Annotated in this window: 23 protein-coding genes; all 23 read left to right on the top strand. The window is 58.8% G+C overall.

The features are described from left to right. Positions 1–496 precede the first annotated feature (496 nt). The 23 genes from FRT59_RS15750 (at position 497) to FRT59_RS15640 (ending at position 16392) form a co-directional block, all read left to right on the top strand. Entirely contained in the window at positions 497–814 is a 318-nt protein-coding gene (locus FRT59_RS15750) for a phage holin, lambda family (protein WP_087945277.1), read from the top strand. Then, on the top strand, positions 811–1197 hold the full coding sequence (locus tag FRT59_RS15745) for a hypothetical protein (RefSeq protein ID WP_153871626.1): 387 nt from the start codon (positions 811–813) through the stop codon (positions 1195–1197). The genes FRT59_RS15750 and FRT59_RS15745 overlap by 4 nt, the downstream gene beginning before the upstream one ends. A gap of 202 nt (positions 1198–1399) precedes the next feature. Next, positions 1400–1576, top strand: coding sequence for a hypothetical protein (locus FRT59_RS27000; protein ID WP_167348436.1), 177 nt, complete (start codon positions 1400–1402; stop codon positions 1574–1576). After that, complete coding sequence (locus FRT59_RS15735; protein WP_153871625.1) at positions 1576–1908, top strand: HNH endonuclease; 333 nt, start codon at positions 1576–1578, stop codon at positions 1906–1908. The genes FRT59_RS27000 and FRT59_RS15735 overlap by 1 nt, the downstream gene beginning before the upstream one ends. Positions 1909–2061: 153 nt before the next feature. Continuing rightward, positions 2062–2469: a hypothetical protein gene (locus FRT59_RS27085; RefSeq protein ID WP_197678341.1), complete on the top strand. Its 408-nt coding sequence runs from the start codon at positions 2062–2064 to the stop codon at positions 2467–2469. A gap of 2 nt (positions 2470–2471) precedes the next feature. Then, positions 2472–4163, top strand: coding sequence for a terminase large subunit (locus FRT59_RS15725; RefSeq protein ID WP_153871624.1), 1692 nt, complete (start codon positions 2472–2474; stop codon positions 4161–4163). 7 nt (positions 4164–4170) lie between these two features. After that, on the top strand, positions 4171–5385 hold the full coding sequence (locus tag FRT59_RS15720) for a phage portal protein (protein ID WP_153871623.1): 1215 nt from the start codon (positions 4171–4173) through the stop codon (positions 5383–5385). Continuing rightward, positions 5369–6013, top strand: a complete 645-nt coding sequence (locus FRT59_RS15715; RefSeq protein WP_005785353.1) for an HK97 family phage prohead protease — start codon at positions 5369–5371, stop codon at positions 6011–6013. Before FRT59_RS15720 ends, FRT59_RS15715 begins: the two co-directional genes overlap by 17 nt. Next, the gene (locus FRT59_RS15710) at positions 6010–7218 is read left to right on the top strand and encodes a phage major capsid protein (protein WP_005785355.1); all 1209 of its coding nucleotides are present in this window, start codon (positions 6010–6012) and stop codon (positions 7216–7218) included. Before FRT59_RS15715 ends, FRT59_RS15710 begins: the two co-directional genes overlap by 4 nt. A gap of 53 nt (positions 7219–7271) precedes the next feature. Next, positions 7272–7463: a hypothetical protein gene (locus FRT59_RS15705; protein ID WP_005785356.1), complete on the top strand. Its 192-nt coding sequence runs from the start codon at positions 7272–7274 to the stop codon at positions 7461–7463. Next, a complete protein-coding gene (locus FRT59_RS15700) occupies positions 7464–7763 on the top strand; it encodes a head-tail connector protein (RefSeq protein ID WP_054898073.1) in 300 nt (99 codons plus the stop codon). Then, positions 7763–8083, top strand: coding sequence for a phage head closure protein (locus FRT59_RS15695; protein ID WP_233100671.1), 321 nt, complete (start codon positions 7763–7765; stop codon positions 8081–8083). The genes FRT59_RS15700 and FRT59_RS15695 overlap by 1 nt, the downstream gene beginning before the upstream one ends. Beyond that, positions 8080–8550: an HK97-gp10 family putative phage morphogenesis protein gene (locus tag FRT59_RS15690; protein WP_153871622.1), complete on the top strand. Its 471-nt coding sequence runs from the start codon at positions 8080–8082 to the stop codon at positions 8548–8550. Before FRT59_RS15695 ends, FRT59_RS15690 begins: the two co-directional genes overlap by 4 nt. Positions 8551–8555: 5 nt before the next feature. After that, positions 8556–8903 (top strand): tail completion protein gp17, encoded by a 348-nt coding sequence (gene gp17, locus FRT59_RS15685; protein ID WP_153871621.1) that lies wholly within the window; start codon positions 8556–8558, stop codon positions 8901–8903. Positions 8904–8911: 8 nt separating this feature from the next. Beyond that, positions 8912–9379 carry a phage tail tube protein gene (locus FRT59_RS15680; protein WP_153871620.1) on the top strand — a complete coding sequence of 156 codons (468 nt, stop codon included), beginning with the start codon at positions 8912–8914 and terminating at the stop codon, positions 9377–9379. Then, complete coding sequence (locus FRT59_RS15675; protein WP_153871619.1) at positions 9379–9852, top strand: phage tail assembly chaperone; 474 nt, start codon at positions 9379–9381, stop codon at positions 9850–9852. Before FRT59_RS15680 ends, FRT59_RS15675 begins: the two co-directional genes overlap by 1 nt. Positions 9853–9875: 23 nt before the next feature. Beyond that, positions 9876–10178, top strand: a complete 303-nt coding sequence (locus FRT59_RS15670; RefSeq protein ID WP_153871618.1) for a phage tail assembly protein T — start codon at positions 9876–9878, stop codon at positions 10176–10178. A 67-nt stretch (positions 10179–10245) separates the two neighbouring features. Then, the gene (locus FRT59_RS15665) at positions 10246–10602 is read left to right on the top strand and encodes a hypothetical protein (protein ID WP_078467603.1); all 357 of its coding nucleotides are present in this window, start codon (positions 10246–10248) and stop codon (positions 10600–10602) included. Between the two features lie 265 nt (positions 10603–10867). Continuing rightward, complete coding sequence (locus FRT59_RS15660; RefSeq protein WP_167524280.1) at positions 10868–14017, top strand: tape measure protein; 3150 nt, start codon at positions 10868–10870, stop codon at positions 14015–14017. Further along, positions 14017–14355 carry a phage tail protein gene (locus tag FRT59_RS15655; protein WP_153871616.1) on the top strand — a complete coding sequence of 113 codons (339 nt, stop codon included), beginning with the start codon at positions 14017–14019 and terminating at the stop codon, positions 14353–14355. Before FRT59_RS15660 ends, FRT59_RS15655 begins: the two co-directional genes overlap by 1 nt. After that, positions 14352–15038: a phage minor tail protein L gene (locus FRT59_RS15650; protein ID WP_153871615.1), complete on the top strand. Its 687-nt coding sequence runs from the start codon at positions 14352–14354 to the stop codon at positions 15036–15038. Before FRT59_RS15655 ends, FRT59_RS15650 begins: the two co-directional genes overlap by 4 nt. A 5-nt stretch (positions 15039–15043) precedes the next feature. Then, positions 15044–15796, top strand: a complete 753-nt coding sequence (locus FRT59_RS15645; RefSeq protein WP_153871614.1) for a C40 family peptidase — start codon at positions 15044–15046, stop codon at positions 15794–15796. After that, positions 15796–16392 carry a tail assembly protein gene (locus tag FRT59_RS15640; protein WP_233100670.1) on the top strand — a complete coding sequence of 199 codons (597 nt, stop codon included), beginning with the start codon at positions 15796–15798 and terminating at the stop codon, positions 16390–16392. Before FRT59_RS15645 ends, FRT59_RS15640 begins: the two co-directional genes overlap by 1 nt. The last annotated feature ends 1 nt before the right edge of the window (position 16393 follow it).

Raw genomic sequence — 16393 nt, 5'->3', positions numbered from 1 at the left:
CACCACAGAGAAAACCCAGCCCTAGCCGCTGGGTTTTTTTATGCCCGGAATTTGTTGCGTGAGCCATAGCTAGGGTGGGCCTTCGGGCAGGGCCTGGACGCGGTATCGCCGGTCGTCACGCGTTACGAAAGAACACCGGCAGCATGAGCAGCCCAAACCTGTGTGCTATTGGGGCCGGCTCAAGCGGGCAGCGTGGGAAGACACGCACGTTATGCAGGTTATCGCCCAGGCAGCTGGGCTAAGTCGGTAGAGGCGTCGTCTAATCCCGTGCGGACAATGGGCGGCTACGCGATGAGAGGGCAGGGTACGTGACCCGGCGATCTGCCCCACCAGAGCTGGAGAGTTGCACCAGCCACCTGCACCTATTCAAGGCTCGCCATATCGGCGGGCGTTTTTCGTTTTCGGCTCCTCCACGCCCATCGCTTCGAGCTGGGAGTGCTGCTGGGGCTGAATCTATTTACTCCCCGAAAGGGAGGACTGCCGGATGTCCATGAACATGCCTGAGAAAACTCCCGACTTCTGGGCCCAGGTCTGGCTGGTCCTCTCGAACCCACTGTGGCAGGGCGCAATCATGGCCTTCACGATCACGCTGTTGCGCGTGCTGTACGACGCCAAAGAGCCGAACTACTGGCGCACCTTGTTTGAGGCTCTGCTGTGTGGGGCCCTGAGCCTGTCAGCCAGCAGCATCATCGAGTGGATGGAGTGGCCGCCGAGCTTGTCAGTCGCCGCCGGCGGCGCCATCGGCTTCATTGGTGTGACAGCTATCCGTGACCTGATCATCAGGTTCCTGGGCAGAAAGGCGGATTCAGCATGAAGTCGATAGCAGTGGCAATCATCGTCGCCCTGGTTGGCCTGTTGCTCGTCGGCATCCAGCAAATGCGTGTCGAGGATCTGCGTGCAGAGAAGCGCATTGAATCCCAGGCCAAGGATGAGGCGGTCAAGGCCAACAACGAGAGTCAGGCCACTATCACCACGCTGCGCGCCGAAGCGTTGCGCAACGCCGCATACACCGCGGACCTGGCCAAGCGCATCAAGGCCAGCGAGAAGAAAGCCGAGAAGGCGAGGAAAGACTTTGAAGAACTCAAGCGCAACAGCAAGCCTGTTCGTGACTGGGCTGCTCAGCCTCTTCCTGACGGCCTGCGCGGCAAAGCCGGCGGTAGTAACAAAGACCCAGGCCGTAAGGATCGAAGCCCCTGAGCTGATCCCGTGCGAGCGGGTAGACCAGGATGAAGCAGACCTTCGCGTCAATGGCGATGTGTGGGAGCTGAAGGACAAGGCCATCAAGTTGCTGGATACGTGCGCTGACCAGGTGGACGCCCAGATCGTCCGCAGTCAGAGCAAGTAATCCGCGCCACGAATTCGAATGTGCCAAAACGTGGCGCGCATAAAGGACCACACCATGAGCACAGTAAGCGCCGAGTACTACCAGATCAAAGGGTTGGTCAGCGATATGCCGGCCGATGAGCGTGCCGAGGTTGCACGCGTAGAGGCGTTGGTTGTTGAACTGGCCATGTCATCGAAGCCGGCCGCGCTTGGCGTGATACTGGCTTCGATCAAGTTATCACTGGAAGGGTGATGGCTCGAATCAAGACCTTGGGCAATAGGGTCAGCACTCAAGGCAACAGGTTGGCAACTGCTGCCCCAGGCTCATGGCGTACCGGAAAGACCACGTCCAGTCAGCGTGGCTACAACTACGAGTGGCAGAAGGCTCGGCTGGTCCACCTCAATGACAACCCGCTCTGTGTGTACTGCGATCGCGAGGCAAGGGTGACAGCGGCCAACACGGTTGACCACGTCACCCCTCATCGAGGCGACATGACGCTGTTCTGGGACCGTACCAACTGGATGAGCCTGTGCGGCACCTGCCACTCCTCGAAGAAGCAGCGCGAGGAAGCGCAGGGCGCCTGAGTCGATCTGTAGCACGTCACTCGCACCTTGAGGCACGCCAACTCCCCGCGACGAGACCAGGGGGTGGTCAAAATATGGGGATCGAGTTTTCTCCAGACCACTCCCCCTCTCACGCGCAGATTTTCTCCCCCTTTTGAAAAAGGAATTCAGCAAATGGCAGGCGTCAAAGGCAAGAGCGGGGGCGCTCGCCCCAACTCTGGCGGCGCTCGGCCGGGTGCTGGCCGGAAAAAGAAGGTTGATCCTGAATCAGCAAACTCCTCGGCGGTGTCCGTGGAGTTCGAGCCGCAGCCACACGGCGGTGCGCTGAAGCGCGAGAAGGCGGTTCCAGTTCCGGCTCCTGAGATGGACATGCTGTCCCTACTGACCAAGATTGCACTTGGCCAGCTGGATGCCAGCCCAATACAGGTTCGGGCAGCTATTGCCGCCGTTCAATACACCCATGTCAAAAAGGCAGATGGCGGTAAGAAGGACGAGCAGCAGAAGGCAGCCGAGCAGGCCGCTGGGAAATTCTCCCGGCAGGCACCACCCAAATTAGTAGCAACGAACGGTAAGCAGGTTTAGCTATGGAGTGGTCGACAGCGTGCCCCGACTGGGAGCGGCGGTTGGTCGCCCGCGAATCGATTATCCCGCCGCCGATCTTCGTGGAGGAGGCCGAGCGCGCCCTGCAGATCTTCAAGGAACTACGCGTCCCTGATCTGCCAGGTAAGCCACGGATGGCGGATTGCTGTGATGAGTGGGTGTTCAATTTCGTTCGCTGTATCTTCGGGGCCTACGATGCTGAGACTGGCAAGCAGCTGATCCGAGAGTTCGGCCTACTGATCAGCAAGAAAAACACGAAGAGCACCATCGCAGCCGGCATCATGCTCACCGCACTGATCCTGTGCTGGCGAGAGGAAGAAGAGCATCTGATCCTGGCTCCAACCCGCGAGGTCGCTGACAACGCATTCAAGCCGGCGGCGGCCATGGTCAGGGCTGACGCAGAGCTGTCAGCAATGTTCCATATCCAGGATCACATCAGGACCATCACGGACCGCACCACGCGGAACTCGTTGAAGGTCGTTGCCGCTGATACCGATACCGTGTCAGGCAAGAAGTCGGGCAAAGTTTTGGTCGATGAGCTTTGGGTCTTCGGCAAGCGCTCCAATGCTGAATCCATGTTTATGGAAGCGCTCGGTGGTCAGATCTCTCGCGAAGAGGGGTGGGTCATCTTTCTGACAACCCAGAGCGATGACCCTCCCGCCGGCGTGTTCAAGGAGAAGCTGAGCTACTGGCGGAATGTGCGGGACGGCAAAATCCTCGATCGCAAAACACTGGGCATCTTGTACGAATTCCCCTTGCAGATGATTGAGGACAAGGCGTACCTCAGGTCAGAAAACTTCTACATCACCAACCCCAACATAGGCCGCTCGGTTAGCGCTGAGTGGTTGGGTGACCAGCTCAAAAAGAAACAGGGCGCCTCCGATGGCACCCTTCAACAGTTTCTGGCTAAGCATCTCAACATCGAGATAGGGCTGAACCTGCGCTCGGATCGTTGGGCTGGCGCAGAGTTCTGGGAGGTTCAGGCCGCTCCGGAGGGGCTGACGTTCGAGCAGTTGATTGACCGGTCTGAGGTCGTCGACGTTGGGATTGACGGAGGCGGCCTCGATGACTTGCTTGGTTTTGCTGTTGCTGGCCGCGACAAACTCACCCGTCAGTGGCTGCTCTGGACGCACGCCTGGGCTCACCCATCCGTGCTGGAACGGCGCAAGAGCGAAGCTCCGCGCTTTCGCGACTTCTCCGTAGAAGGTGATTTGACTCTGGTTGAGACAATCGGCGAGGACGTGCAGGAGGTCGCTGAGTTGGTCGCTCGGGTCGAAGCTGCCGGCTTACTCGACAAGGTCGGGGTCGACCCGTCAGGCATCGGCGCCATTCTCGACGCGCTCGCCGAGGCCGGGATTCCGGAAGACAAAATTATCGGCATTAGCCAAGGCTGGAAGTTGAACGGCGCAATCAAGACCACTGAGCGAAAGCTCGCCGAGGGCGGCCTGGTCCATGGCGGCCAACCAATGATGGCCTGGTGCTGTGGCAATGCGCGGGTGGTACCAGCCGGTAACGCAATTTTGATCACCAAGCAGGCGTCGGGCCTGGCGAAGATCGACCCCTTGATGGCGGCCTTTAACGCTATCTCGCTGCTCTCGCTCAACCCCCAGGCCCAGAGCGGCCTCGACAATTACCTGGCTGATGGGTTCTTCGGACTTATCGGCTCGAACTCATAGGCTGAATATGGCATCTCGTTGGTACAACCCGCTGTCATGGCGCATGTTCGGCTACACCGATCCGGCGACTGGCGACTATGTTGAGGTCGACATGGTCGCCGGCGGGAAGCGGACGAAGTCTGGCGTGAAGATCACTGCGAAGGCGGCGATCACGATTCCTATTGTGTGGGCTTGCGTGAAGATCCTGAGCGAGTCCGCCGCCGGCCTGCCGCTGAAGATATTTGAAGACACGCCGTCTGGCAGGGTGTTGGCCGATACCAAGTCACGTCAGGCCAGGGTTTTGAGAAAGCCCAACCCTTACATGACCAAACTCAACTTCCTTAAGTGTGCCGTGGTGAACATGGCGCTACGAGGGAATGCGTACAGCATCATTGAGCGTGCTGATAACGGTGATTGGATCGGTTTCATCCCTGTTAGCGCTGACAACGTCGAAGTCGACACCTCTGATGACTTGATCTACTGGGTCACAATTGGAGGTAAGCGATTCCCGGTATCCCCGGAAAACATGCTGCACTTCAAGCTGTTCAGCATGGACGGCATCAACGGACTGTCACCGGTTGAGTACCAGGCTGAGTCTATGGGCCTCGCCAAGACCGCGCAGAACTGGTCGGCGATGTTCATGCGCAAGGGCGGCTTTACTGGTGGCTATGTCATCTATGACCAGTTCCTGACAAAGGTTCAGCAGGAACAAATCATGGCGAAGTTCCCCGACGTCCGGAAGGGCGACGTCAATGACATCGGGTCGATGGGGATTTTGCAGGGAGGGCCTAAGATCGTACCCGCCGGCCTGAGCCAGAAGGACAGCCAGTTCATTGAGTCACAGCAGTTCCAGGAAGAGGCCATTGCCGGTTGCTACGGCGTACCACTGTACCTGGCCAACCGCGCAGGCAAGACCTCAATCATGGGTTCGAACCTGGAGCAGCAAACCAGCGGTTACGTGACATTCGGGCTCAAGCCCTACCTCGACGCGATCGAGGATGAAATCAACGACAAGCTCTTCCGCGATAAGCCCCAGTTTGTGGAGTTCATTGTGGAGGGGTTGCTGCGTGCGGATAGCGCGGGCCGGGCGGCCTATTACAAGGCTGCGCTTGGCGGTTCTGGTGGCTCTGGCTGGTTAAGTATCAACGCCGTCCGCGAGAAAGAAAACGAGCCCCGCCTGGCTGGCGAAGAGTACGACCGGGTCACCCGGTGGGAGATGCAGACCAATGCTAAGCAAGATTGAGGTTCCCTTTGAGGTAAAGGCCAGCGATGAGCTCGGCAACTTCGAGGGCTACGCCGCGGTGTTCAACAACATCGACCTGGGCGATGACGTGATCCTTCCCGGTGCATTCACCAAAGTGAAGACCACGCGAGCGGGCCGTTTGAAGCTGGCCCTGTTCCATGACTTGACGCGGCTTGTTGGCTCTGCCGAATTCACCCAGGACGACCACGGCCTCTACATCAAGGGCAAGGTCAACTTAGCGGTGAGTTACGCCCGTGACGCCTATGAGCTGATGAAGGAAGGCACGCTCGACAGCATGTCTATTGGCTTTAACACGATCTTGGCGGCCTACGAAGAACGCGAAGGTCGAAGCGTGCGAATCATCAAACAGGCGGAGCTCTGGGAGGCATCCCTGGTGCCGTTCGGAATGAACCCGGCTGCACAAGTAACCGACGTGAAGTCGGATATCAGAATTTTTGAGAAGGCCCTGCGCGACCGCATGGGGCTCTCCCAAAAGGAGGCGGCAGCGGTCGCCTCGCTCGGCTACTCCGCAGTTCACCGCGATGGTGAGACTGAGGCCACGGCGACCGTGGAAGAGCTGAAAAAACTCTCACACACATTTGACCAATTTTTTAAGGTGTCGCCATGACCGATCCAATCCAAGAAGTAAAAAGCTCGCTCGAAAACCAGCTGAAAGAAGGTTTCGGCGGCTTGCAGAAGAAGTACGACGCTGTTGCCGATGAGCTGCAGAAGGGCAACACCGTCACCGCCGAGATGAAGTCTCAGATCGAAAACCAAAAAGGTGAGATCGAGCGTGTCATCGAGCAGGTGCAGAAGCTCGAAGAAAAGGGCATCAAGCTGCGCAACCAGAACCCGGAAAAGAAAAGCTTCATCGACTTTGTTAAGGGTAACGATAACTACCAAGCCCTGACCAAAAAGACTCAGAGCTCGGCCGAAATTGAGATCACCAAGTCCGATATGGCCAGCATGGCCGAAGTTAAGGTCACCAGCGCCGGCCTGGTTGCCCCTCAGTACGATCCTGTCATCCAGGGCGCTCCGCGCCAGAACCTGCTGATTCGCGACTTGATCCCGACCACGCCGGTAACCGGCCAGGCGTTTACCTACTACCGTGAACTGCTGCACACCCTGGGCGCGGGCATGGTGCCAGAAGGTGGCGCCAAGCCAACCAGCAACGTGACCTTCGAGCAGGTCACCGACACCATCAAGAAGATTGCTGTATGGATGCCGGTGACCGACGAAGCGCTCGACGATGTTCCGCAGCTCTACAGCTACATTCAGGAATTGCTGCGCTTCGACCTGGAGCTGAAGCGCGAAGGTCAGTTGCTGAAGGGGGATGGCACCGGTAATAACCTGAACGGCATCATGACCCAGGCGACCGTTTTCGACCCAGCGCTGAGCAAGGCCACTGACACGGCCATCGACACCGTGCGCCGTGCGATCTACCAGGCGCGCAAGCAGTCTAAGCTGCCGGCCGATGCCGTGGTCATGTCCGATCTGGACTGGATGAACATCGAGCTGCAGAAAGACGGCGAGAACCGCTACCTGTTCGCCAACCTGCAAGGCCTTGTTACCCCGGTCCTGTGGGGCCGCCCAATCGTTGCCTCGGACAGCATGGACGAGGGTGACGGCGAAACGACCGGCGGCGAGTTCCTGACTGGCTCGTTCCAACAAGGCGCGCGGATCTACGATCGCATGGGCTTCACCATCAAGGTCGGCATGATCAATGACGACTTCATCAAGAACCAGCGCGCCATCCTGGTGGAAGAGCGTCTCGGCCTGGCCGTGCGTAAGAAGTACGCCTTCGTCAAAGGCCGCTTCAAGCACGTCGCCTAACTCAACCCAGCATCAGGGGCCTAACGGCCCCGAACAAAACTCAGGTGAATATCATGGAAATTAAAGTTCTGTGGGGCTTCGAGGGCGATCCCGAAAAGCTTAAGGTTCCAAATGGCCGAGTATCGGCCGGCACCACCCTCGACGTTGAGGACGAAGAGTTGGCGCACGCGCTGATTGGTAAAGGCCTCGCAGAAAAGGCGAAACCGGCGGCGAATAAGTCGGCCAAGCCCAACGAGACCAAGTAAATGATCGACCTGGCGCGAGTGAAGAGTCACCTCAAGGTCGATGACGATGAAGAGGATGCTCTGATCGCCGGCTACTTTGAGGCGGCCAAGTCCCACGTAGCGATGCACTGCGACAGGGAACTGGTCGAGGCGGCGCCGGTAGAACCTGATCAGATGGGAATTACCCCAGACGTTGAGCAGGCCATCCTGTTGCTGGTTGGCCATTGGTTCGCAAACCGCGAAGGCGTGGCGATGGGCACCATATCAACCACCGTACCGCTGGCTGTTGAGCGGTTGCTCATGTACAGGAAGCGTTACTGATGAGAGCCGGCCCAATGCGTCACCGCTGCATGCGCCGTGGCAACATCGACGGCAAGGATGCCCTCGGCCAGCCCTCGAAGGTTTGGGGTGACCTGGGCAAGCTATGGGCGGAGATCAACATTCCCTCCGGTCGCATGTACGAGGCTGCGTCACAGATGCAGGTCACGGTCACCGCCGAGATCAACATCCGCTACCGCAAGGACGTGGTGGCGGGCCAGCACCTGGTGCACGACGGCACGACCTACGAAATCATCGCGCCGCTGGCCACCAACCAGCGCGACATGCTGAAACTCATGTGCAAAACGGTGAAGCCAAAATGAGCAACGGATCGCTGACAGTTTTGGGGCTTGGTGAGCTGCAGGCCGATTTCGAGCGCCTGGCCAAGTCCGTGGGCAACAAGATTGCCAGGGATGCAGTTATGGCTGGTGCCAGGGTGGCCAGGGACAAGGCCCGAAGCACTGCACCAGTTCGCACGGGCAAACTGAAGAAAAACATTATTGCGGTCAGCGTGAAACAGGCTGACACGCCTGGCGGCGCTACTGCCGGTATTCGCGTAAAAAATCCAACGGGCAAAAAATCCAAGGCGCTCAAGCGTCCCGGCAAAAAAGGGCGCACCTCGAAAACGGATTACGAATCACCGTTCTATTGGAAGTTCCTGGAGCTGGGCACATCGAAGATGCAGGCCCATCCATTCATTCGACCATCTTGGGACGGCAGCCTGCCTCAGATCGAAAAGGCTGTTGCCGACAAGCTGGCCGAAGGCATCGACAACGCCATCACCCGGTAAACCCAATGATCGAGAAATCACTCATCGACAGGCTTTCGCCTCTGGTCGACGGGCGAGTGTACTTCGGCGTTGCGCCGGTGGACGCCGCCCAGCCACGCCTGGTGATTCAAACGGTAGGCACCACCACCGGTTTCACGCTCGCCGGCTGGGATGGCTCCAGCGACCTCACTGTTCAGCTCGACGCCTGGGGGGAGAGCTTCCTCGAGGCGCTCACGCTTGCTGGCCTGGCCTTTACCGCGATGACCACGGATGGCGCCGACTTCACAACTGGCAGCGCAGACCGCCTGGCGGATGTATTCGAGAATGACACCAAACTTTTCAGCGTGAGCTGGGAATACACCCTGCAACCATAGGAGGCCACATGGCCGTTCAAACTCCAACGAAAGCGAAGTTCGTCAAGACGCAGGGCATGGCTCTCAGCGTTTCCAAAGCCACCACGCTCGACCCCAAGGCGGTCGGCATTGAATGGTCCGATCTGTCCGTAACGATCAAACAACCGCAGTTCCAGGGTGGGCAGTCGGATGAGATCGAAGTAACGGTGCTTGCCAGTGAGGCGAAAGAGTTCACCGTAGGCCTGGCCGACAACGGCACCTTCAGCATGTCCGGCAACTGGAAGGCCGACGACGAAGCCCAGACCGTGCTGCGTACTGCTCGTGATGATGGTGAGCCGCGCGCCTTCAAGTCGCTGTTCAAGGACGGCTCGTCTTCGAGCTTCCTCGGTCTAGTGACCCAGTTCACCTGGGACGCCGCGCCAAACGGCACCGTCAACGGCACGTTCAACGTGCGTATCACTGGCGCTGTTTCCTTCGACCTGCCGGTGGTGCCGTAATGGCCCTGGCAAAAAACGGCGCCGTGGCTGATCTGCGCTCCATGGCACTGGACCCGATGCGCAACTTCAAGCATGAGCGCCTCACCATCGACGAGTGGGAGGGCGCCCAGGTGGTGGTCAGGGCGTTGAGCGCTGGTGACTGGGTTGAGTATCGCCGCCGCGCCGCTTTGGCGGTTGCTGAGGCGCGTCAGGATGCTGGGCTTCCGGCTCAGTCTCCATCAACTGAGGGTGTCGATGAGGCGCCGCTTGAGCCGCGGGTGGAGATTCATTCCTCGCCGCTCTATGCATTCGTCCTGGTGCGGGCGTTGCTCGATGAGAACAATGCTCGAGTGTTCCAGGACGAGGACGTGCCTTCCGTAGCTGATGCCTTCAGCCCAGTGCATGACCGGCTCGTCGGCAAGGTTTTCGAACTGAGTGGCGTAGCGGCCGGCGCTGGCGCGCAAGACCCGGTGGATGCCGCGGGAAACGACTGACGGAGGAGCCGGAGTTGGCGTTTATGCTGACTCTTGCCCTCCGGCTTGGCATGACGCTCCAGGACCTGCGCTCACGGATGAGCGCGGAGGAGCTGTTCCTCTGGATGGCCTATAACCAGGAGTCTCCGCTGAGCGATACCCGCGGCGATATTCAGGCCTCGATCATTGCCGCTTCGGTGTTCCAGGCCCAGGGTGCGAAAGTTTCTGCTGTGGATCTGATGCCTAAGTGGAAGGATGAGGCGGCTGCGGTGGTTGATAAGGCGGCGGAGGCTGAGGAGGGAGAACAGCTCTTCAAGGCGTTCTTGATGGTCAAGTCATCCGAGTGACGTAGGTTGCCCGCCGTCCGAGGCCCCATCCTCATGCTAGATTCTCTCTTTTGCAAGGAAGATGGTCATGAGGAAGTGCGCGGTTTTAGTTGCTGTCGTTATCGCAGGCTGTGGAAATTCGGAAAGGCCGGACTCAGAAGTTGTGATCGATGAGTCCGCTCTTTCAGTTTACTCCAAAGAGCATTACCCGAAGACTTATCAGCAGTGGGGCGATGATGGCGTTGAGCGAATAAAAGTCGCTGAGCGAGCGGCGCTGATAAAGTCAGCCAAACAGATGAAATGCGACAAAGTTGAATACGTGGGGCTCTCTGAGCAGATGAGTAGCCCGCCTAATAAAATAGTTGTTTTTGCCGACTGCCTGAATCGATGGCGTTTCTACATCGATCAGAATTCTGAAATTCTCAGTAGTGAGAGAACCAAATAACCCGCCAAGGCGGGTTTTTTAATGTCTGGAGAAAAGCATGGCAGGGCAAACCCTTCGCTCCCTGATCGTCAGCGTCTCAGCCGAAACGAGCGCATATCAGCGTGAGATGGCAAGGGCTGGCCGCATGGGGCAGAGCTATCTGCGAACCATCACTTCTGGGAACCGTGATGCGACTAGTTCGTGGAGATCCCAGGAGGCAGCAGTTCGAGCCCAGGGCTCTGCGATGCAGGCGCTTACATCCTCAGTGGGAGGATACGCAAAGGCCATGGCCGGCGCTCTTGCTGTGGGGAATGTCATTCACCAGGCTGACAGCTGGAATCAGGTAAATGCTCGACTGAAGCAGGCCTCCACGAGCACTGAGGATTTTTCCGTAAACCAAAAGGCGCTATTTGAGATCAGTCAGCGCACCGGTACTGCCTTTGCCGACAACGCGGGTCTATTCAGTCGTTCGTCCGCATCGATGCGCGAGTTTGGCTACTCATCGAGCGAGGCTTTGGGTGTCACCGAAGCGTTGGCCCTTGGGCTTCAGCTTTCCGGCGCTGGCGCAGCAGAAGCCTCCTCTGTTATCACGCAGTTCTCCCAAGCTTTGGGTCAGGGTGTATTGCGCGGCGAGGAGTTCAACTCAGTTAACGAAAACGGTGATCGCGTAATCCGGGCGCTTGCCACCGGCATGGGCGTTGCCCGTAAAGACCTCAAGGCAATGGCAGACCAAGGCCTACTTACCATTGACAAAGTGGTGCCGGCACTGATTAGCCAGCTTGGTACCCTTCAGGGGGAATTCAAGGATCTACCTGGCTCGGTTAGTCGAGCCACTACAACCGTCAGCAACTCATTCCAGGCTTGGGTGGGCGGGATGGACGGCGCGACCGGAAGTACCAAAATTCTTGCCCGTGCCGTTACCTTTGTTGCCGAAAACATGGACGTACTTGCGGCGTCGGCGCTTACTGTTGGTGCTGCGTATGGCAGCCTGAAAGCGGGGGATTTGATTAAGAGTCTGTGGGCCCAGGTTACTGCTATTCGGGAAGCAAACTCAGCTGAAATAGGGCGCTCTAGGGCTCAGCTTGATGCCGCCAATATGGCGGTCAGACGGGCAGCAGCCGAGACGGTGGCTGCAAATGCGCAGGTTGCGGCGACAAGGTTTACTGATGGGCATGCAGCCGCTCTCAGCCGCTTGCGGATCGCCAGGCTTGCAGATGCGCAGGCCGCCGCTGCACAAACTGCAGCTCAGTCCGCCCAATCAGCAGCGACGTCGCTGGCTGGGCGTGCTGGGGCGGCTCTTCTTGGCGTTATGGGTGGGCCTGCCGGACTTGCACTGACCGTCGGTGCCGTGGCTGCCAGCTACCTTCTGTTCAGTGATAACAGCGATAAAGCCCGCCAGGCTACCGTCGATCTCAAACGGCCCGTAGAGGAGTTGCGCAAAGAGTTTGCGGCACTCGGTAGAGAGCAGGCTCGATACAAGCTCGGCGGCGTTATCCAGCAGCAGGCCGATGCGCAAGTGGCGGCACAGAAGGCGTTGCGCGAGATTCGCGCCGCTGCCCAAGGCAATGACAAGTGGGGCGATACCTACTCGGCCAACCCATTCCAGCGCGACAGGGCGGTGACGGACTTCAATCGCCGCATTGCCGGCGGCCTGGATATCGACTCGGCTAGCCAGCAGTTGGTCGCGGCAATCGGCCCAAACGAGGAGATGACCAAGGCTATCAATGCTTCTGCATCAGCGTACGGCGAAGCGATCAAAGCCTCTGGCGATTACGGCGACGTCGCCAATATGCTCACCGCCCGCCTGAACGATGTGGCCACCGCTGCCGGCCAAGCTGGCGCCGGGCTGAAAAAGATTGCGGGGCCCGACAAGAAGACTATTGAGGGCTGGAACACCTACACAAAAACCCTCGTTGAGCGCTTGAACTCCGTCAGGGATGGGGGCGACCTGGTTGGCGAGGTGAACCGGAGGATTGAACGGGAGGGCGTTGACCCCGGTACTGCCGAGGGCTGGCGCATCCTAGCCGGCGCGATCAAGGGTTCTGAAACGGCGGCCAAGGCTTCTGAGGAGGCCCAACAAAAAGCCAAGAAAGCCTCGGAGGATATCCAGCGGCAAGCTGAGCAGCTCAACAATGCATACAAGCAAACCCTGGACAACCTTACCCAGCAGGTCGCGCTTTACGGTGAGACAACCGAGATAGGGCGTCTCCGCTACGAGCTCTCCACGGGCGAGCTGTCGAAGCTGTCGGAGAAAAACAAGGTCATGCTTCAGGGCAAGGCGATTGAGCTTGATGCGCTAAATGCCAGAAAGGCCTATGACGGCCTGATGTCTAGCCTTCAAACCAAAGAGCAAGCCCTGCTCGCAACGACGAAAGAGCGGATGCAGGTGCTTGAAACGGCCAACCGTGCCGGCAAGCTATCGTCGGACGACTATCGCGCTGGCGCTGATGCCATCTCGAAAGCCACGGTTACCGAGGCGCCGGAGTTCGGCGGCATCGACTCCTCGGTAGGTGGACCCTCCGGGGAGCTTGTAAAGATCGCCGAGGCTGAAGCAGCGCTCAAAAAGTGGCACGACAAGCAGCTGTCCATGCAGGCAGATCTGCGCGATCAGATCCTGGCCGACCAGCAAAGCACCAACGAGCAGAAGCTCGCCGCCGAGCAGCAGTACCTGGACCGAGTCGTCGAGATCAATCAGACGAACCAGGCGCGGCTTTCTGACATTCAGGGTGCCTACAAAGTAGCTGTGATCGGCACCTTCAGCGAACTGTCGGGCCAGGCCGCCGACATGGTTGGCAAGATCGCTGGAGAGCAGTCAGGCGCATACAAGGCATTGTTTGTAGCGCAAAAGGCGTTTGCGGTGGCGTCGATCATCATGAACGCCCAGATCGCTGCAGCGAAGGCTCCGGCGGAACTGACCATTCTGGGCGGTATCCCGGTGGGCGCGGCGCTGCTGGCTGCGGGTTACGCCAATGCGGGCATGGTCGCCGGCATGGCGCTGGCCGGCTTCTCTGAGGGTGGCTATACCGGCCCCGGTGGCAAGTTTGAGCCGAAGGGTGTGGTTCACGGCGGCGAGGTCGTCATCCGCAAGGAAGTGGTCGATCAGCCTGGGATGAAGGATTACCTCATCGGCCTGAACCGTAGCGGTAAGCCGGGCTATGCAACCGGCGGATTTGTCGGAAGCCCAGGCATGTCGCCGGCCTTCACCGCTCCATCTGTTGCAGCCGCCGCCGGCTCAGGATCTGCGCCGGAGATCCACTTGCACATCAATGGCGACGGATCGGGCGGGGCGGTCAACGCTCCGGAAGGCTACGAGCAAATGGGCCTGGCGCTGCTGGCCACCGCTCGTTCCGAAATGCCAAAGATCGCCCGGCAGGTGATACAGCAGGAAAAAGGCCAGAACGGCCTGCTTGATCCAAACAATCGGAGAAACAGCTGATGGCAGAGGTATTCAACTGGTCTCCACGGGTAGGCTCGTCTGGCGACGAACAGACAGACACGCTTGAGTCCAAGTTTGGCAATGGCTACAGCCAGCGACTGTCGGTCGGCATCAACAACGTGTCTGGCGCCTATGTCGTGTCGTTCACGGGCAATGAAGCCTACATCGCAGAGATCAAAAAGTTCTTCAAGCGGCACAAGGGCGCAAATCACTTCCTTTGGACACCGCCGCTTGAAACACAGGGCGCTTACATCACTACCGGTGGCTGGCAACTGCAAACCCACGGCAACAAGAAATACACCCTTAGCACCACTTTCGAGCAGGTATTCAACCCATGATTACGTTGGACGACCAGAAGCTAGAACCCGGCGCGATCATCCAGTTGATCGAGCTGGACGGTGAGGCGAGGGGCATGGGCATCTTGCGGTACCACGCGCACCAGCAGTCCACGCCGATCATCTGGAAGGGTGAGACATATCTGCCCAGGCCTTACGAAACGGGCGGCTTTGGGCGCAGCGTTGAGGGCAACAACTCCACGCCCATGCTGAAGATCAGCAACATCGACGGAACGATCACAGCGCTGTGCCGGCGCTTCCAGGGGATGAGTGGGGTAAAGCTGACGGTTCGACAGACGTACGCGAAATACCTGGATGCAGCGAACTTTTCAGAGGGCAACCCTACGGCCAGCACCATGGAGAGGCTCGACATCTCCTATATCAACCAGGTCACCAGCTTGTTGCGTGAGGAGGTGGTGTTCTCGCTGGCGCCGCCGACGGCCGTTAAAGGTCAGAGGCTTCCAGGCGGCCTAATCATGAACCGGTGCGAGTGGTGCCTGTGGGGAGAATACCGCGGGCCTGACTGCAACTACACCGGGATCAAGATGTTCGACCTCGACGGCAACCCAGTCGACGACCCGGCACTGGATCGATGTGGTGGCCGGCCAAGTGACTGCGAAATCCGCTTTGGCAAGGGCAACCCATTGTCGTTCGGCGGCGCCCCTGGCGCTGCGCTTATTGGATAGACCCCATGAACAAGACGATGCTGAAACAAATTCAGGCCCACGCTGAGGCTGAGTTCCCCAAGGAAAGTTGCGGAGTGGTGATCCGTGAGGGCGGGCGGCTGAAGTACGTTCCATGCCGCAATGATGCCAAGACGCCGAGCGAGCACTTCATCATCAACCCCGAGGATAAGTGTGACGCGGAGGACCGTGGCGAGGTGACGATGATCATTCACTCTCATCCCGACGTTCCGCCCATGCCGAGCATGACCGATCGCGTCAGCTGCGAATTGCACGAAAAACCCTGGGGGATTGTGAGCTGGCCGTCTGGCGAGTACTTCGAGTTCAAGCCTGATGGTTACCAGGCCCCGCTGGTTGGCCGCGAGTTCGGCCATGGTCTGCTGGACTGCTATGCCCTGTGCCGCGATTACTACGAGCGCGAGCATGGGATTGAATTACCGAACTATCCACGCCGGGACGGCTGGTGGAACGATGGTGAGAGCCTCTACGAGAAGTACTACGAGGAGGCCGGTTTCTATCCGGTTTCGATGCCGCGCAAGGGCGACATGATCGTCATGCAGATCAACGCCGCTGCACCGAACCACGCAGGAATCTATCTGGGTGACGGTTTGCTGACCAGCGCCCCGGAACTACACCCGGCCCCGGGCACCTTTCTGCATCACCGCTACAACAAGAAATCCACCCGAGACGTGTACGGCGGCATGTGGGCTGATTACACCGTGCTGATTCTTCGGCACCAACGAATGCCGGAGGTTGACTGATGGCAATGAAAACAACGGTTAACCCGCAACCCCTAGTGGTGCTGGTGATGCTTTATGGTGTGCTGGGCGCACGATTTGGCCGGGTACACCACCTGGCCGTGACGTCATGCGCTGAGGCGATTCATGCGTTGTGCGTGAAGATCCCCGGCTTCAGACGGTTCTTGCGCTTTTCGGAAGAGCGCGGCCTGACCTACGCAGTGTTCCGCGGGAAGAAGAACCTGAGCGATACCGAGATTGAGATGCGCCAGGACACCGTTGAGCCGATCCGCATCGCTCCAATTGTGATCGGCAGTAAGGGAGGCGGTCTGTTCGCCACCATTGCCGGCCTTGCCCTGGTGGTGATTGGCGCGATCACCCAGCAATACTACCTGGTGGCGGCTGGTGCTGGCCTGATGATCGGCGGCATCGCCATGAGCATGTCTCCGTCACCGGTTGGCGTGTTGGACAAGGAGGGCGACGGCAACAGGCCTTCCTATGCGTTCGGCGGCGCGGTCACCACCACGGCCCAGGGCCGCTGCAAACCACTTCTGTATGGCGAACGCGATATCGGCGGCGCTCTCATCTCGGCTGGCGTCTTTTCGGAAGATCAGCAGTAAG

Source organism: Pseudomonas haemolytica, from assembly GCF_009659625.1.
GTDB lineage: Bacteria > Pseudomonadota > Gammaproteobacteria > Pseudomonadales > Pseudomonadaceae > Aquipseudomonas > Aquipseudomonas haemolytica.
This window is presented reverse-complemented; position numbering and strand designations above follow the sequence as displayed.

Bases quoted from the DNA above. Each gene is read 5' to 3' on its own strand.
- FRT59_RS15750 (WP_087945277.1), top strand. From the start codon at position 497: ATGCCTGAGAAAACTCCCGACTTCTGGGCCCAGGTCTGGCTGGTCCTC.
- FRT59_RS15745 (WP_153871626.1), top strand. From the start codon at position 811: ATGAAGTCGATAGCAGTGGCAATCATCGTCGCCCTGGTTGGCCTGTTG.
- FRT59_RS27000 (WP_167348436.1), top strand. From the start codon at position 1,400: ATGAGCACAGTAAGCGCCGAGTACTACCAGATCAAAGGGTTGGTCAGC.
- FRT59_RS15735 (WP_153871625.1), top strand. From the start codon at position 1,576: ATGGCTCGAATCAAGACCTTGGGCAATAGGGTCAGCACTCAAGGCAAC.
- FRT59_RS27085 (WP_197678341.1), top strand. From the start codon at position 2,062: ATGGCAGGCGTCAAAGGCAAGAGCGGGGGCGCTCGCCCCAACTCTGGC.
- FRT59_RS15725 (WP_153871624.1), top strand. From the start codon at position 2,472: ATGGAGTGGTCGACAGCGTGCCCCGACTGGGAGCGGCGGTTGGTCGCC.
- FRT59_RS15720 (WP_153871623.1), top strand. From the start codon at position 4,171: ATGGCATCTCGTTGGTACAACCCGCTGTCATGGCGCATGTTCGGCTAC.
- FRT59_RS15715 (WP_005785353.1), top strand. From the start codon at position 5,369: ATGCTAAGCAAGATTGAGGTTCCCTTTGAGGTAAAGGCCAGCGATGAG.
- FRT59_RS15710 (WP_005785355.1), top strand. From the start codon at position 6,010: ATGACCGATCCAATCCAAGAAGTAAAAAGCTCGCTCGAAAACCAGCTG.
- FRT59_RS15705 (WP_005785356.1), top strand. From the start codon at position 7,272: ATGGAAATTAAAGTTCTGTGGGGCTTCGAGGGCGATCCCGAAAAGCTT.
- FRT59_RS15700 (WP_054898073.1), top strand. From the start codon at position 7,464: ATGATCGACCTGGCGCGAGTGAAGAGTCACCTCAAGGTCGATGACGAT.
- FRT59_RS15695 (WP_233100671.1), top strand. From the start codon at position 7,763: ATGAGAGCCGGCCCAATGCGTCACCGCTGCATGCGCCGTGGCAACATC.
- FRT59_RS15690 (WP_153871622.1), top strand. From the start codon at position 8,080: ATGAGCAACGGATCGCTGACAGTTTTGGGGCTTGGTGAGCTGCAGGCC.
- gp17 (WP_153871621.1), top strand. From the start codon at position 8,556: ATGATCGAGAAATCACTCATCGACAGGCTTTCGCCTCTGGTCGACGGG.
- FRT59_RS15680 (WP_153871620.1), top strand. From the start codon at position 8,912: ATGGCCGTTCAAACTCCAACGAAAGCGAAGTTCGTCAAGACGCAGGGC.
- FRT59_RS15675 (WP_153871619.1), top strand. From the start codon at position 9,379: ATGGCCCTGGCAAAAAACGGCGCCGTGGCTGATCTGCGCTCCATGGCA.
- FRT59_RS15670 (WP_153871618.1), top strand. From the start codon at position 9,876: ATGCTGACTCTTGCCCTCCGGCTTGGCATGACGCTCCAGGACCTGCGC.
- FRT59_RS15665 (WP_078467603.1), top strand. From the start codon at position 10,246: ATGAGGAAGTGCGCGGTTTTAGTTGCTGTCGTTATCGCAGGCTGTGGA.
- FRT59_RS15660 (WP_167524280.1), top strand. From the start codon at position 10,868: ATGGCCGGCGCTCTTGCTGTGGGGAATGTCATTCACCAGGCTGACAGC.
- FRT59_RS15655 (WP_153871616.1), top strand. From the start codon at position 14,017: ATGGCAGAGGTATTCAACTGGTCTCCACGGGTAGGCTCGTCTGGCGAC.
- FRT59_RS15650 (WP_153871615.1), top strand. From the start codon at position 14,352: ATGATTACGTTGGACGACCAGAAGCTAGAACCCGGCGCGATCATCCAG.
- FRT59_RS15645 (WP_153871614.1), top strand. From the start codon at position 15,044: ATGAACAAGACGATGCTGAAACAAATTCAGGCCCACGCTGAGGCTGAG.
- FRT59_RS15640 (WP_233100670.1), top strand. From the start codon at position 15,796: ATGGCAATGAAAACAACGGTTAACCCGCAACCCCTAGTGGTGCTGGTG.